At 47.6% G+C, this 13,964-nt stretch carries 15 protein-coding genes; 11 read left to right on the top strand and 4 right to left on the bottom strand.

Annotated features, from left to right (window positions below; translation table 11 throughout):
- Positions 1 to 104: 104 nt before the first annotated feature.
- From rpsD to DW947_RS17290, 5 genes are all read left to right on the top strand, one after another.
- Positions 105 to 710, top strand: a complete 606-nt coding sequence (rpsD, locus tag DW947_RS17310) for a 30S ribosomal protein S4 (protein ID WP_005825685.1) — start codon at positions 105 to 107, stop codon at positions 708 to 710.
- A gap of 11 nt (positions 711 to 721) precedes the next feature.
- Positions 722 to 1,714 (top strand): DNA-directed RNA polymerase subunit alpha, encoded by a 993-nt coding sequence (locus DW947_RS17305; protein WP_005825683.1) that lies wholly within the window; start codon positions 722 to 724, stop codon positions 1,712 to 1,714.
- Positions 1,715 to 1,717: 3 nt separating this feature from the next.
- Entirely contained in the window at positions 1,718 to 2,221 is a 504-nt protein-coding gene (gene rplQ, locus DW947_RS17300) for a 50S ribosomal protein L17 (protein ID WP_005825680.1), read from the top strand.
- Positions 2,222 to 2,362: 141 nt separating this feature from the next.
- Positions 2,363 to 2,776, top strand: a complete 414-nt coding sequence (locus DW947_RS17295; protein WP_005825677.1) for a hypothetical protein — start codon at positions 2,363 to 2,365, stop codon at positions 2,774 to 2,776.
- 109 nt (positions 2,777 to 2,885) lie between these two features.
- Positions 2,886 to 3,425: a hypothetical protein gene (locus tag DW947_RS17290; RefSeq protein WP_117963535.1), complete on the top strand. Its 540-nt coding sequence runs from the start codon at positions 2,886 to 2,888 to the stop codon at positions 3,423 to 3,425.
- Positions 3,426 to 3,465: 40 nt separating this feature from the next.
- Here the strand turns inward: DW947_RS17290 and DW947_RS17285 are convergent, their stop codons facing one another.
- Complete coding sequence (locus DW947_RS17285; protein ID WP_117963539.1) at positions 3,466 to 5,364, bottom strand: MutS family DNA mismatch repair protein; 1,899 nt, start codon at positions 5,362 to 5,364, stop codon at positions 3,466 to 3,468.
- A 126-nt stretch (positions 5,365 to 5,490) separates the two neighbouring features.
- Between DW947_RS17285 and DW947_RS17280 the strand changes: the two genes are divergently transcribed.
- Together DW947_RS17280 and DW947_RS17275 are read left to right on the top strand one after the other, a co-directional pair.
- Positions 5,491 to 6,135 (top strand): DUF6563 family protein, encoded by a 645-nt coding sequence (locus DW947_RS17280; protein WP_034529315.1) that lies wholly within the window; start codon positions 5,491 to 5,493, stop codon positions 6,133 to 6,135.
- Positions 6,136 to 6,146: 11 nt separating this feature from the next.
- Positions 6,147 to 6,599, top strand: a complete 453-nt coding sequence (locus tag DW947_RS17275) for a DUF6078 family protein (RefSeq protein WP_117963536.1) — start codon at positions 6,147 to 6,149, stop codon at positions 6,597 to 6,599.
- A 229-nt stretch (positions 6,600 to 6,828) separates the two neighbouring features.
- Here DW947_RS17275 and DW947_RS17270 read toward each other — a convergent pair whose 3' ends face one another.
- Positions 6,829 to 7,449 carry a lysine exporter LysO family protein gene (locus tag DW947_RS17270; protein WP_005825665.1) on the bottom strand — a complete coding sequence of 207 codons (621 nt, stop codon included), beginning with the start codon at positions 7,447 to 7,449 and terminating at the stop codon, positions 6,829 to 6,831.
- Positions 7,446 to 7,724 carry a LysO family transporter gene (locus DW947_RS17265; protein ID WP_005825664.1) on the bottom strand — a complete coding sequence of 93 codons (279 nt, stop codon included), beginning with the start codon at positions 7,722 to 7,724 and terminating at the stop codon, positions 7,446 to 7,448. The genes DW947_RS17270 and DW947_RS17265 overlap by 4 nt, the downstream gene beginning before the upstream one ends.
- Before the next feature lie 433 nt (positions 7,725 to 8,157).
- Here DW947_RS17265 and DW947_RS17255 point away from each other — a divergent pair, with 433 nt between their 5' ends.
- Positions 8,158 to 8,508, top strand: coding sequence for a lipocalin family protein (locus DW947_RS17255; RefSeq protein WP_005825659.1), 351 nt, complete (start codon positions 8,158 to 8,160; stop codon positions 8,506 to 8,508).
- Between the two features lie 27 nt (positions 8,509 to 8,535).
- Here DW947_RS17255 and DW947_RS17250 read toward each other — a convergent pair whose 3' ends face one another.
- Positions 8,536 to 9,273 carry a hypothetical protein gene (locus DW947_RS17250; protein WP_016271991.1) on the bottom strand — a complete coding sequence of 246 codons (738 nt, stop codon included), beginning with the start codon at positions 9,271 to 9,273 and terminating at the stop codon, positions 8,536 to 8,538.
- A gap of 311 nt (positions 9,274 to 9,584) precedes the next feature.
- On the opposite strand from DW947_RS17250, the gene DW947_RS17245 reads away from it, so the two are divergent.
- From DW947_RS17245 to hutI, 3 genes are all read left to right on the top strand, one after another.
- The gene (locus DW947_RS17245) at positions 9,585 to 11,567 is read left to right on the top strand and encodes a urocanate hydratase (protein ID WP_061412542.1); all 1,983 of its coding nucleotides are present in this window, start codon (positions 9,585 to 9,587) and stop codon (positions 11,565 to 11,567) included.
- Positions 11,568 to 11,714: 147 nt separating this feature from the next.
- A complete protein-coding gene (ftcD, locus tag DW947_RS17240; RefSeq protein ID WP_005833514.1) occupies positions 11,715 to 12,605 on the top strand; it encodes a glutamate formimidoyltransferase in 891 nt (296 codons plus the stop codon).
- A gap of 63 nt (positions 12,606 to 12,668) precedes the next feature.
- Entirely contained in the window at positions 12,669 to 13,922 is a 1,254-nt protein-coding gene (gene hutI, locus DW947_RS17235) for an imidazolonepropionase (RefSeq protein ID WP_061412545.1), read from the top strand.
- Positions 13,923 to 13,964 lie beyond the last annotated feature (42 nt).

The following is a 13,964-nucleotide window of genomic DNA, read 5'->3' as shown; positions in this document are numbered from 1 at the left end:
TAGAAGTGAGACTTGATTTTGTTATTGGATTGTAAACTTTCTCTCTGCAATCGCGGCTGCAACAAACCCAAGTTCATGAATAAACAATTAAATATTTAAAAGAAATGGCTAGATATACTGGACCAAAATCAAGAATAGCCCGTAAATTCGGTGAAGGTATCTTTGGAGCAGATAAAGTATTGTCAAAGAAGAACTATCCTCCCGGACAGCACGGTAATTCCAGAAAGAGAAAGACTTCTGAATACGGTGTTCAACTTCGTGAGAAACAGAAAGCCAAATATACTTATGGCGTTTTGGAAAAACAATTCCGCAACTTGTTTGAGAAGGCTGAGACTGCTAAAGGTATTACTGGTGAAATCCTTCTCCAATTGTTGGAAGGTCGCCTTGACAATATCGTATTCCGTTTGGGTATTGCTCCTACTCGCGCAGCTGCTCGTCAGTTGGTGAGCCACAAGCACATTACTGTAGACGGTGAGGTTGTGAATATTCCTTCTTATGCAGTGAAACCGGGTCAGGTGATCGGTGTTCGTGAAAGATCCAAATCATTGGAAGTTATCGCTAATTCACTGGCTGGCTTTAACCATAGCAAATATCCTTGGTTGGAATGGGATGATAACTCTAAGGTAGGCAAATTGCTGCATGTACCTGAAAGAGCAGACATTCCTGAAAACATTAAAGAGCATTTGATCGTAGAATTGTATTCTAAATAATAATTAATTTCATGGCGATATTAGCATTTCAAAAACCTGATAAAGTATTAATGTTGGAAGCGGACTCTAGATTCGGAAAATTCGAATTTCGTCCGTTGGAGCCCGGTTTCGGTATTACCGTGGGTAATGCACTGCGCCGCATCCTGCTTTCTTCATTGGAAGGTTTTGCTATCACTACTATCAAGATAGACGGTGTTGAGCATGAATTTTCCAGTGTTCCGGGGGCAAAAGAGGATGTTACTAACATTATCTTGAATCTGAAACAAGTGAGATTCAAGCAAGTAGTTGAAGAATTCGAGAGTGAGAAAGTAAGTATTACAGTCGAGAATTCAAGTGAATTTAAAGCAGGTGACATAGGTAAGTATTTGACTGGATTTGAAGTGTTAAATCCTGAATTAGTTATTTGTCATTTAGATTCAAAGTCGACTATGCAGATAGATATTACGATCAACAAAGGTCGTGGTTATGTTCCTGCTGACGAAAACCGCGAATATTGCACCGATGTGAACGTAATTCCTATCGATTCTATTTATACTCCGATACGTAATGTGAAGTATCAGGTAGAGAACTTCCGTGTAGAGCAGAAGACCGACTACGAGAAACTGGTACTTGAGATTACTACCGACGGTTCCATTCATCCGAAAGAAGCCCTGAAAGAAGCTGCAAAGATTCTGATTTATCACTTCATGCTTTTCTCTGACGAGAAGATCACGCTGGAAACAAATGATGTTGACGGCAATGAAGAGTTTGATGAAGAAGTATTGCACATGCGTCAGTTGCTGAAGACCAAGCTCGTTGATATGGATCTCTCTGTACGTGCCCTCAACTGTCTGAAGGCTGCAGATGTAGAGACTCTTGGTGACTTGGTACAATTCAACAAGACGGATTTGCTGAAATTCAGAAACTTCGGAAAGAAATCGCTTACCGAGCTTGATGATTTGCTGGAAAGTCTGAATCTGTCGTTTGGAACTGATATTTCTAAATATAAATTAGATAAAGAATAAAAAATGAGACATAATAAGAAATTCAACCATTTGGGTCGTACTGCCTCTCATAGAAACGCTATGTTGGCTAATATGGCGTGTTCTTTGATTAAGCACAAAAGAATCACTACGACCGTTGCAAAGGCTAAAGCTTTGAAGAAGTTTGTTGAGCCTTTGATTACAAAGGCTAAAGACGATACGACTAATTCCCGTCGTGTTGTATTTAGCAATTTGCAAGACAAGTATGCTGTAACTGAATTGTTTAAAGAAATCTCTGTGAAGATTGCTGATCGTCCGGGTGGTTACACTCGTATTATCAAGACTGGTAACCGTTTGGGTGACAACGCTGAAATGTGCTTCATTGAACTCGTTGACTACAACGAAAACATGGCTAAGGAAAAGGTTGCCAAGAAGGCTACTCGTACCCGCCGTTCAAAGAAAGCTGCTGCTACTGAAGCTACTCCTGCTGCAGAAACTGCTGCACCAGTTGCAGAAGCTCCTGCTGCTGAGGAAGCTAAAGCTGAATAATTCAACTATTCTTTTTATATATAGAAGCCGTTCCAATTTGTTTGGAGCGGCTTTTTATTTCCTATAAATCATCCAAGAAACATTAAAAGATGTGTGCATTAAACAAATTCCTGAAAGAAACTGTTATATTTGCACATAGATATGGCTAAATTCTTAAGATTCATAGGATTCATGGTGCTTGCATTGGCTTTATGGCAGACTGTAAGCGATACATTTGCCAATAAAGCGGCGAGTGGTGGGAATGTTGTGAGTGAGAATACTATTGCCGTACATGAGCAGACTGATGCCTATATTGCGATGCCTCAATTGCCTTATCTGCCGGATGCAGAGCTGGCGGGCATGGGTGGACAATTACATTCGCTGACGTACTCCCGTATACAGCGCATTTCTACCACGGAATATATATTTTCTTTAAAGGACTGGATTGACAAACTGGCCCAGCGAGCGGCTGTTTTGTCTCTGCATCGTGAGAAACTCTATGATGCCACTGCCTATTATCGTTGCCAGCCGGTGTGCGAATATTACATTTTCACGCTAAGGCGTATTCTCATTTAGTGTTTTATTGAATCTTCCTTTTTCCCTTGTGTATGGTCAGACTATGTGTTTTTGCAGGGAAATACTGTATTTTCTATTTCTAATAAATTCATTAAAACATATTATAATTATGGCAACTCAAACTATTGACGCAACTCTTTTTGCGTCTTCACATCCCGATATTGTAAAGCGTACCAGTGTTTCAGGACTTATCTTTTCAGTAGCTATGCTGCTGGTCGGTGTTTTTATTTTTGCATCCATTTTTGAGGTGAGTGATAAATCTTCCACTCTCAGCATGGCTTTGATGGTGCTGGGTACGGCATTCGTCTTGCTTGGCGTGTTCCGTCTGTTTTGGAAATCGAAGGAAGTGGTCTATTTGCCGACGGGCAGTGTGACCAAGGAACGCAGTGTTTTCTTCGATTTGAAATATTTGGGCAAACTTACAGATATGATTGAGAATGAACAGCTGAATGGCGAGACTGAAATAAAAAGTAGCGGCAGTGGAAATGTGCGCATGGATGTCATGATTTCGCAGGACAATAAATTTGCGGCTGTACAGTTGTATCAGTTTGTGCCTTACACGTATACTCCGGTAACTTCCGTACGCTACTATACGGGTAGCGATGCGGTTGCAGTATCTACTTTCCTGGAGAAATGTAAAACAGCATAATCAGTCAAAGAGTTAGACTTGACTTTAACTGTGGTGGGGATTAGTCGGCAACGGCAATCCCCATTTTTTTCATCAGGAAGCAGGCGTTCATATTCTGGGCGATGCCTGGGCGCAAGCGGTAGGAGAATGTCAGTTCATTGTCTGTAATGTCTGCTTCGAAGCGATAGTTGCGGATGTCATCGGGGAAGAGGTCGATGAGTGTTCCCAGCAGTAGGTCGTGGGTGGCAATGATGCCATTGGCCTGCAAAGTCATGAATTGCTTGATAAGGGCAAAGGAGCCTTTCTGCTTGTCCATGGAGTTGGTACCTTTCAGAATTTCGTCGAGGATGATGAAAAGCTCCTCACCAGCCTGCAGCTTGTCTATGATGAGTTTCAGACGTTTGAGTTCGGCAAAGAAGTAGGACTCGTTGTCGTTCAGTGAATCCGAGGTACGCAGGCTAGTGATGAGCCGGGCCGGGCATATTTCCATTTGGCGGGCACAGACGGGGGCGCCGATGCAGGCAAGGAGGTAATTGATGCCCACCGTACGCAGATAGGTGCTTTTCCCTGCCATGTTGGCGCCGGTGACGATGATGAAAAACGGTCGTTTCACCATGTCGATGTCATTGCGGACACAGCGGTCTCGGTTCATCAGCGGATGGCCCAGGGCTTCGGCACGGAGACGGAAGGAGGAAGGGGCATTGATGGGTGCTTCCGTTTCAGAATTGCTTTCTTCTTCTTTATTCAGGTTTCCTTTCCCCTTTCTTTCCGCTTGAACTATCTTTGGGTAAATATAGTCCGGATGATTATAGGCAAATGTTGCCAGTGAGTTGAGCGCATCCATTTGTCCGATGGCATCGAGCCACCCGGGCAGTTCAGCGGCATATTGCTCTTTCCAGGTTTCAATGCGCATGATTTGACGCAGCTCCCAGAAGAAGAGGCCGTTCAGAATGACGTACATAAAGACATTGTTGCGTTGGTCGAGTTCATCCATGAGCTTGTTCAGCCTGCTGATGGAGTGGGAGGCTTTCCGTTTTTCTCCGCCAATCTGTTGTTTTATCTCTTTGAGCAGGGTGGCTTGTGCAGGCTGCTTTTCCATGAGGTGGAGCAGGGCGGCGTAGGTGGAGAGAATTTGCAGTTTTTTGCCATAGATGGCCTGCATCTTGGTGACTTTGCCAGTGAAGCCGAAGCCGGCGATGACGAAGCAGGTCCAGATGATGCCGTAGATACTTGCGGACAGAATTCCTGCCATGACGAGTGCGAGGCAGATGAGGTTGGCTCCCGTCACCAGTACCGGCAGGAGGCGCAGTAATTTCCGGCTCCGGAAGATGCTCGGACTTTCCGCCCATTGGCACAGTTCTGTTTCATCGGCGGCTTTTCCTTTGTACAGCAGGCCGAGGATACGGAAGCGCTGACGGAATTTCAGTTCCGGAGCCAGTTCACTGACGGCTTCTTGTCGGCGGATGATTTCTTCCTTTCTCTCGAGATGTTTCCCCAGCCAGTGGGCGAGGCGGTGTTTCCCGGGCTGTGTGCAGGTACGGTTGATGTACTGGAAAAGGGAATGCGGACCGAAAACATCCAAATCATAGGTGTAGAGATGGGTGGGGTCGATGTATGCTTCGCCGTCATCGAAAGAAGACGTATCGTAATCCAGAGCGGCGAGTTCCTGCTCGTTGATTTCCATCTTCTTTTCTAGATAGTCCTTGCGATGGAACAGCCGGTTGTGGTATTTCATTAAAAATAGGAACGGCAGTAGGGTGATGAGGGCAATGCAGGCCAGTATACCCCAGCTCTCGCTCCAGAAATAGATAATTCCTACTACTCCTGCCACAAATAGCAGCAGGCGCAGGCTGCCGATGCGGTAAATCTTCTGTTGTACTTTATTCAGTTCTTGTCTTGCCTCTTCTGCCGTGTTGCGGTAGACGGCGCTGATTTTATCTATCGTATTTATTTGCTCCATACATGTTAAGTTTAAGGCAAAGATATACATTTCCAATTGTTTTTTCCGCGATTTTTTGTCTACTTCCGATAAAAAATGTACCTTTCGCTCACTAAAACAAAGTTTCAGAAAAGAGGAGGTTGGGATATGAAGAAGAGTTGGTTGTCAGGCGTTCTGATGTTGCTGGCGGTTTTGCCGGTGGGGGCGCAACAGGTAATGTATTCCAATCTGAAAGAGTTGGTGGAGAACCGTGGCGATACGGTTACCACACTGAAGATTGAGAAGCGTACAAAGAACCAGATTTACCTCATGGGCGGTGCCGATTATCGTATTACGGTAGACGACAATCCCGGTCTTTGCCGTTATTTGAAGTCCCGTTGTTATGCTGTACGGGTAGATACCTCGCTTTATGTCAATTGCCGTAAGATGCGCTATAAGCGTTATCGCTTCGGGCAGTGGTATGCACCTGCCATGTGGCTCGGCGGCAAGGTTTACTTCTGTGCACAGCCTGTGGGACAAGCAGCCACCAGTACCATGACTCCCGATGATGCCACACGATTGGGCGGTGAAGTGGGAGACGCCATCAATGCTTCGGGACTGGTGCATGCCCGCGTCTATTACGAACTGAATCCCGAAACCGGAAAGTCCGAGTTCGTGGGACGTGAGCGAATGATGCAATTGCTTGCCGGATACCCGACACTGCACGCCGAATTCGAGAAAGAAACAAGCGAGTCGGCAGAGGTCATCGGCAAGTATCTGCGTGCACTCCGTCCATTAATCACTAATCATTAATCATTAATAAGATGATATTATTGCAAGACGTGCCCGATGGGTACGAATACTGCTTTGCGGGTAACGGAAAGTGCCCCAAAGCCTCTTCCTGCCTGCGGGCGATAGCGGCACAACTGTTGTCCGAGAGTGAAGGCCCCCAGCCACAGTCCGTTCGTGCGGTGAATCCTTTTTATGTCGGCAGCTTGTCCGGGTCCTCCACCTGTGCCTGTTACCGCTCCAGCGAGCAGCTGCACTATGCCCGCGGTATGACACGCCTTTTCGACGAAGTACCCGCCAAGCTGCTTTTCACCGTGCGCCATCGCGTGATGGGATGCTTCTCTTGTGAACGCTATTACTATCATTGCCGCAAGGGCGAGCGCCCTATCTCTCCCGAAGAACAGCAGCGGATAGCCCGGGTATTCAAAGCGGTAGGCATAGGCACCAAGCCTAAGTTCGACCACTACGAGTATGCGGTAGCTTGGTGACCGGCTGCAAAGTCACTGCACACCTTTTGCAGCGTCACTGCAAACCCGTTGCAGTCGCGCTGCAAAGCAGTTGCAGTATCACTGCAAATAGGTATGCAGTGATGCTGCAAACGGTATGCAGTGGCACTGCAAAATGCATGCACTCACTTTGCAGTGAGAAGTCGCTGTTGTTCACGTTGTTACAGTATGAATACAATGAGGCCTTATCTCCCTCTTTTCGGCCTGCTGTTTACAGATTGCAGAAGAAGGATACGAATACCGGTACACTCATATCAATTAATATTCCGTGGAATATAGCGATAGGAATCACGTCCTTTCCGGAATATTGGGTGATGGAGGGTAGAAGTACATCCATCGAATTGACCCCTGCCGCCGATATAGGTGCCAGTTTGCCGAAATATTTCCGGATGAGCGGTGCACCCAGCAAAGCCATCATTTCACGGAAGATATTGGCAAGCAGGGCGATGGTGCCCAGCTCCGTGGCGAGTTGCAGGCCTATGGAAGGTTCCTTGAATTGCGTAATCAGAATGGAGGAAAGCGAATAATAAGCAAATCCGCTACCCACCGCCATGCAGTCGAACACACTCCATTGGCTCAACAGCAGACTGGCGAAGGCGGAGAACAACAGCGTTCCCACAATGGTGGCCATCGGCACCAAAAGCATTTTGGGCCGCAGGCTCTTGACCAGCTCCTTCAGTTTCTTGTTGCTCCCGATGCCGATGCCCACCTGGAACATCAATGCATAGAGCACATACATGGATAAGTCGTGCAGGTCGAACTGAAAATCATTGGCTACTCCCATCAGGCAGCCGGCACAGAAAAATGCAACAACCGTCAAACTTCCCTTCATCTCTTCTCTCCTTTCTTGAAAAATAGGTGAAACACCATCAGTGAGGCCAGCATACTGCCCGTAATGCTCAGTGAGGCCAGTACGGCGGCCTGCCACCCGAATCTTCCCAGATTGTCAACAATCAGACGGTTGGAACCGATGGATACGCCGAGTACAAAGAGCAGCAGTAAGATGGTGAGCGAGGCGCTTTTCTCCACTTTTTGCAACATCTGTACGTTACGCATCAGGTATCCGATACCGATTCCTATAAACATGATAGATATAATTGTAAACATAAGTTTTCTTCTTCTTTTTGGTGAATACATAGGTTAGTCCGGTTTTTCCGAATGGAAACCCCATACACGGCATTTCTCCCTCCTTTTCTCGGTAAGGGAAGTGCAAAATAGTAAAATGTAAATTGCAGGGTAGTTAAATGAATCCGCTGAACCAATGTACGTGCACTATGAAATGGCCGCATAAGGTCTTGTTGCCCCATGCAGCATTGCGCGTATTGTATGTTGTAGTTAAGGACTGGTTCATATCGTTTTTTGAATTTCGGCGCAAAGGTAATGCTAGCTTGAATAATTTCCAAATAAATATTCATAATTTGTTTTGTGAAAAGACTCTTCAATATATGGAAGCTCCCGTAAAAACATTATTTTTGCAGGAACATAGAGGAAATACAAGAGTTCCTTTGTTTAGAAATATAGTTTTAAAAAGAAAAGAGACATGAAAAGATTGAGAGATTTAACTGCTGTTCTTGGCATGGTTGCTTTGACTGCTTGCAACAATGCCTCCATTGAAGGCTCTTGGGTGGAGCCGGTTCCGGGAATGTCCGGTATGCAACAAGGTTTCGTTCTTGATGGGGACGGAAGCGCCTCTTCCATTAACATGGCCACCTTGAAATATGAGGCATGGAAAAAAGTAGGAAACCGGTTGTTACTTTCAGGTACCAGCATCGGCAATCACCAGAATATTTCTTTTACGGATACGCTGACAATAGAAAAACTGACGCAGGACAGTCTGACTCTTAAAAGAGGAGAGCTACTCTTGAGGTATGCCAAAACCAACGAAGACTGAATAAAGAAAAAAATGCTTTGATTTTGGTTATTTAGTCTCGGGGCTGGGTTTCAAGAAGTCGTTCCGGCTCATTCTTCTCAGATGCTTCTTTTTGCTTCCGTCATCAATGACGAGGGTCAGCGAATCGCTCCATTGTTGGAGAGAAGATAGAGAAGAGATATCGCATGATACGGTACGGAAGTGATGGCTTGTTTTTGTCCATCCGTCGGGAATGCGCGGATTGTAGCAAAGTTGCAGTCTGAGCGTGTCCGGTTCCTGCTTGGTTGCGTCGTATACCAGATTCACTTCTCCGTTGTGGATTTCGCCGTTTATGTGGTTGAAGGTGGAGAATCCGGCCTGTAAATCCACATAGCCGTAAGAGGCATAATCTATAGACAATGATTGGGGAATAGTACAATTTTCATTGCCGGTGATGTGTCCGGCATCCGCTTCCTCCTGGGTGAGGGGATGAACTGTTTCGTATGCCTCTATTGTATAGACCTGCGCATTGTCGATATATTTCATGCCATTGGTAGAGGTGGTCCAGTCGTCTTCTGTGTAATAAAAGTTGAAGTAACCCCGTTCCTTGCCGGCAAGTTCCTTGCTGTGCGAAACAACCAGACCGGCATAGTGTCTCTGGTAGCAGTAGAAACCGTTTTCTGCATCTCCCACGATGGTGGCCACGTTGGCAAATCCTCTGGAACCGTCGTCCTTCATAAGGTCTGTGCAACTAGCACAGCTAAGCATGCCGATTGTCAGGATGATACTTGATAGTAAGTTTTTCATAGTTATATTCTTTTGGCTTTTAATGATTTTATCTCGTCTTTTTTTGGAAGAGTTTCACAAATATAGAGATTATTTTGATAAAATGTAGTGTGTGGAGGCAAAAACATCTGAAATGTTTGCAGGTTCTGGGATAATCTCTGATAAAAGCGTTGTAACAAACAGCGGGGGGCGGGCGAAGTGTTTTGGTCGGTTTCTGACTAAAAGATAAATAATCCTGGCATTCCATTGCGAATATCGGGATTTATTTCTATATTGCGGCAAATATAGCCTTCGTGGGCTGACACTTTGTAAATCCTTAATCTTTATAGGACATGGAGATAACCTTAAGTAAAACATTGCCTTCCTATCCTTCCTTTGTCGAGGGTATCCGGCGGGCACCCGACCGTGGCTACACCCTTACCCCTGCGCAGACGGCTACGGCATTGAAGAACGCTTTGCGCTACATCCCCAAAGAGCTGCACGAAACCCTCGCTCCGGAGTTCATGGAAGAACTGCGTACACGTGGACGTATCTATGGCTACCGCTACCGCCCGCAGGGCGACCTCAAAGCGAAACCCATCGACGAATACAAGGGGAACTGCATTGAAGGCAAGGCATTCCAGGTGATGATTGACAATAATCTTTGTTTCGACATCGCCCTTTATCCGTATGAATTAGTTACCTATGGTGAGACGGGACAGGTCTGCCAGAACTGGATGCAATACCGGCTCATCAAGCAGTACCTCGAAGTGTTGACGCGCGAACAGACACTGGTCATCGAAAGCGGACATCCGTTGGGGCTTTTCAAGTCCAAGCCCGAGGCGCCCCGTGTCATCATTACCAATGCGCTGATGGTGGGGCTCTATGATAATCAGAAGGACTGGCACACCGCTATGCAGATGGGCGTTGCCAACTACGGGCAGATGACTGCCGGCGGCTGGATGTACATCGGTCCGCAGGGCATCGTGCACGGCACGTTCAACACGTTGCTGAATGCAGGCCGTCTGAAACTGGGCATTCCGCAGGACGGCGATTTACGCGGACGCTTGTTTGTTTCTTCCGGTCTGGGAGGCATGAGCGGTGCGCAGCCCAAAGCTGCCGAGATGGCAGGGGCGGCGGCAATCATTGCCGAGGTGGATGCTTCCCGCATCGAAACCCGCCATACCCAGGGTTGGGTGGGACACGTTACGGATTCTCTGGAAGAAGCCTTCTCGCTGGCTCGACAAGCCATGGACGAGTGTCGCCCGGTTTCTGTGGCCTATCACGGCAATGTCGTCGATTTGCTGGAATATGCGGTGCAGAAGCAGTTGCACATAGATTTACTTTCCGACCAGACTTCCTGCCATGCCACCTATGAGGGCGGTTACTGTCCTGCCGGACTGACGTTTGAGCAGCGTACCCATATGCTGCACGAGAATCCGTCGAAGTTCCGGTGTCTGGTGGATGCTTCCTTGGAGCGTCATTTCAAGGCTATAAAAAGGCTGGTGGAACACGGCACGTACTTTTTCGATTATGGGAACTCCTTCATGAAAGCCGTCTACGATGCCGGCGTGAGCGAAATTGCTCGGGACGGAGATGATAAGAACGGCTTCATCTTTCCCAGCTATGTGGAAGACATAATGGGACCGGAACTGTTTGATTATGGTTATGGTCCGTTCCGCTGGGTGTGCCTCAGTGGAAAACATGAAGACTTGGTGAAGACCGACCGTGCGGCGATGGAATGTATCGACCCTACACGTCGCGGGCAAGATTTGGATAACTATAATTGGATTCGTGATGCGGAGAAAAACAACTTGGTGGTAGGCACGCAGGCTCGTATTCTTTATCAGGATGCCGTGGGACGTATGAATATAGCTTTGCGCTTCAATGAAATGGTGCGTAAGGGAGAGGTCGGCCCCATTATGTTGGGACGCGACCATCACGATGTCAGCGGTACAGACTCTCCATTCCGTGAAACATCCAATATCAAGGACGGCAGTAATGTCATGGCAGATATGGCGGTGCAGTGTTTTGCTGGAAACTGTGCGCGTGGTATGAGCTTGGTGGCCTTGCACAATGGAGGTGGCGTAGGTATCGGAAAAGCCATCAACGGCGGTTTCGGCATGGTGTGCGACGGCAGTGACCGGGTAGACGAAATCCTGCGTTCCGCTATGTTGTGGGATGTGATGGGTGGTGTGGCCCGCCGTTCGTGGGCACGCAATCCGCATGCCATGGAGACGAGCGAGGAGTTTAACCGTACGCATGCAGACGGCTATCATATCACGATGCCGTATGTGGCTGATGAGAAGTTGGTGCAGAAAGTGGTGAAGGAGTAAGTAAAGTGATGATTTCATTTTTTAGACGCGGATAACGCGGATTTTTTCTTTCAAAAGAATCCCGACGTCTCTGTATTCCGATAAAAAGAATTCGCGTCATCTGCGTCTGAAAAATCAGAGTATATATATTTTTTTTTAAAGAGCATTATGAATAAGATTATGGAATGCGTCCCCAATTTCAGCGAAGGGCGCGATTTGCAGAAGATAGATAAGATAGTAGCTCCTTTTCGGGGCAAACAAGGTGTGAAACTGTTGGATTACAGTAACGATGAAGACCACAACCGCCTTGTGGTGACCGTAGTGGGCGAGCCGGAACCGCTTCGTGATGCTGTGCTCGAAGCTATCGGCGTGGCGGTAGAGCTGATAGACCTCAATCACCATCAGGGACAGCATCCTCGTATGGGTGCTGTAGATGTAGTACCTTTTATCCCCATCCGGAATGTGACGATGGAAGAAGCCGTTGCCCTCTCGAAAGAAGTGGGCAAGGAGGTTGCAAAACGTTACAATCTTCCCGTCTTCTTATATGAAAAGTCTGCTTCTGCCCCTCATCGGGAGAATTTGGCTGCTGTCCGTAAAGGGGAGTTCGAAGGTATGGCCGAGAAGATAAAGCAACCGGAATGGCATCCCGACTTCGGACTGGCCGAACGTCATCCCACCGCAGGCACAGTGGCTATCGGTGCCCGCATGCCTTTGGTGGCTTATAACATCAACCTCAATACCCCCAGTCTGGAGATAGCCCATGACATCGCTAAGAAAATCCGTTTCATCGGCGGAGGACTGCGTTATTGCAAGGCAATGGGAGTGGAGTTGAAGGACCGCGGCATCACGCAGGTATCCATCAACATGACGGACTATACCCGCACCGCCCTCTACCGTGCTTTCGAACTGGTGCGTGTGGAAGCCCGCCGCTACGGCGTCAGTATTGTGGGCAGTGAGATTATCGGTCTGGTGCCGATGGAGGCCTTGATAGATACAGCGTCCTACTATCTGGGATTGGAGAACTTCTCCATGGAGCAAGTCTTAGAAGCACGAATGTAACCGAATTAAATAGTACTAACTTAATTCCCCTCCCTACGGGGGAGGGGTTAGGAGAGAGGCTTTATGACAGAAAACCTTATTATATTCAATACCCGTGTAGTGACCCCCCTCGGCTTTTCTGCCCGTTGCGGCAAGGAGATGGAGCAACTGAGCATCATCGACAATGCTACGGTGGAAGTGACCGATGGCATCATCACCTACGTCGGACCTAACCGTGGAGAGGAGCGTGACGGCTATTATCAGCACTACTGGCATTACAATGCCCGCGGCAAGTGTCTGCTACCCGGCTTTGTGGACTCACACACACATTTTGTGTTTGGTGGCGAGCGTGCCGAGGAGTTCTCCTGGCGTTTGAAGGGAGAGAGTTACATGTCCATCATGGAACGTGGAGGAGGCATCGTGAGTACGGTGAAAGTTACCCGTGCATGTAATTTCATCCAGCTGCGCAGCAAGGCGGAGGGCTTTCTGAAGCAGATGAGTGCTATGGGAGTGACTACCGTAGAGGGAAAGAGCGGCTACGGTCTGGACAAGGAAACCGAGCTCCTGCAGCTTCGGGTGATGCGTAGCCTTAATAATGACGAGCACAAGCGTGTAGACGTTGTCTCCACTTTTCTCGGTGCACATGCTGTGCCTGCAGAATACAACGGACAGACGGACGAGTACGTGGACTACATTATCCGCGAAGTGATGCCCGTAGTGGTTCATAATAATTTGGCAGAGTTCTGCGATGTCTTCTGTGAGCAGGGCGTTTTCTCCATCGAGCAGTCCCGTCGCCTTTTGCTGGCAGCCAAGGAAATGGGACTTGTCTTGAAACTCCATGCCGACGAGATTGTACCATTAGGGGGTGCCGGACTGGCTGCTGAACTTTCTGCCGTCTCTGCCGACCATCTGCTGCATGCTTCGGATGCGGACATCCGCGCCATGGCCGACAAGGGAGTTGTGGCGACCCTTCTTCCGCTGACAGCCTTTGCTTTGAAGGAACCCTATGCTCGTGGGCGCGAAATGATTGATGCTGGTTGTGCCGTGGCCCTTGCCACCGACCTCAATCCGGGCAGTTGTTTCTCCGGTTCCATCCCCCTGACATTTGCCTTGGCGTGCATTTATATGAAAATGAGTATTGAAGAGGCCATCACTGCTCTGACCTTGAACGGTGCGGCCGCTCTGAACCGTGCGGACAGCATTGGTAGTATCGAGGTGGGCAAGAAAGGAGACTTCGTAGTGCTCAATACGGATAATTATCACTTTTTACCTTATTATGTAGGTATGAATTGTGTCAATACCACCATAAAGGGGGGAGTGCTTTATCCTGTACTTTAAGAAGTGCTGATATCCCCTCTTAATCCTTAATCTTTAATATTT

The sequence above is a fragment of the Bacteroides sp. AM44-19 genome, assembly GCF_003603395.1.
Taxonomy (GTDB): Bacteria; Bacteroidota; Bacteroidia; order Bacteroidales; family Bacteroidaceae; genus Bacteroides; species Bacteroides uniformis.
The sequence above is the reverse complement of the archived record's forward strand: the minus strand, read 5'-3'. Positions and strand labels throughout refer to the sequence as shown.

Bases quoted from the DNA above. Each gene is read 5' to 3' on its own strand.
- DW947_RS17305 (WP_005825683.1), top strand. From the start codon at position 722: ATGGCGATATTAGCATTTCAAAAACCTGATAAAGTATTAATGTTGGAA.
- DW947_RS17290 (WP_117963535.1), top strand. From the start codon at position 2,886: ATGGCAACTCAAACTATTGACGCAACTCTTTTTGCGTCTTCACATCCC.
- DW947_RS17270 (WP_005825665.1), bottom strand. From the start codon at position 7,449: ATGAAGGGAAGTTTGACGGTTGTTGCATTTTTCTGTGCCGGCTGCCTG.
- DW947_RS17295 (WP_005825677.1), top strand. From the start codon at position 2,363: ATGGCTAAATTCTTAAGATTCATAGGATTCATGGTGCTTGCATTGGCT.
- DW947_RS17275 (WP_117963536.1), top strand. From the start codon at position 6,147: ATGATATTATTGCAAGACGTGCCCGATGGGTACGAATACTGCTTTGCG.
- DW947_RS17250 (WP_016271991.1), bottom strand. From the start codon at position 9,273: ATGAAAAACTTACTATCAAGTATCATCCTGACAATCGGCATGCTTAGC.
- DW947_RS17280 (WP_034529315.1), top strand. From the start codon at position 5,491: ATGAAGAAGAGTTGGTTGTCAGGCGTTCTGATGTTGCTGGCGGTTTTG.
- ftcD (WP_005833514.1), top strand. From the start codon at position 11,715: ATGAATAAGATTATGGAATGCGTCCCCAATTTCAGCGAAGGGCGCGAT.
- DW947_RS17245 (WP_061412542.1), top strand. From the start codon at position 9,585: ATGGAGATAACCTTAAGTAAAACATTGCCTTCCTATCCTTCCTTTGTC.
- DW947_RS17285 (WP_117963539.1), bottom strand. From the start codon at position 5,364: ATGGAGCAAATAAATACGATAGATAAAATCAGCGCCGTCTACCGCAAC.
- DW947_RS17255 (WP_005825659.1), top strand. From the start codon at position 8,158: ATGAAAAGATTGAGAGATTTAACTGCTGTTCTTGGCATGGTTGCTTTG.
- rpsD (WP_005825685.1), top strand. From the start codon at position 105: ATGGCTAGATATACTGGACCAAAATCAAGAATAGCCCGTAAATTCGGT.
- DW947_RS17265 (WP_005825664.1), bottom strand. From the start codon at position 7,724: ATGTTTACAATTATATCTATCATGTTTATAGGAATCGGTATCGGATAC.
- hutI (WP_061412545.1), top strand. From the start codon at position 12,669: ATGACAGAAAACCTTATTATATTCAATACCCGTGTAGTGACCCCCCTC.
- rplQ (WP_005825680.1), top strand. From the start codon at position 1,718: ATGAGACATAATAAGAAATTCAACCATTTGGGTCGTACTGCCTCTCAT.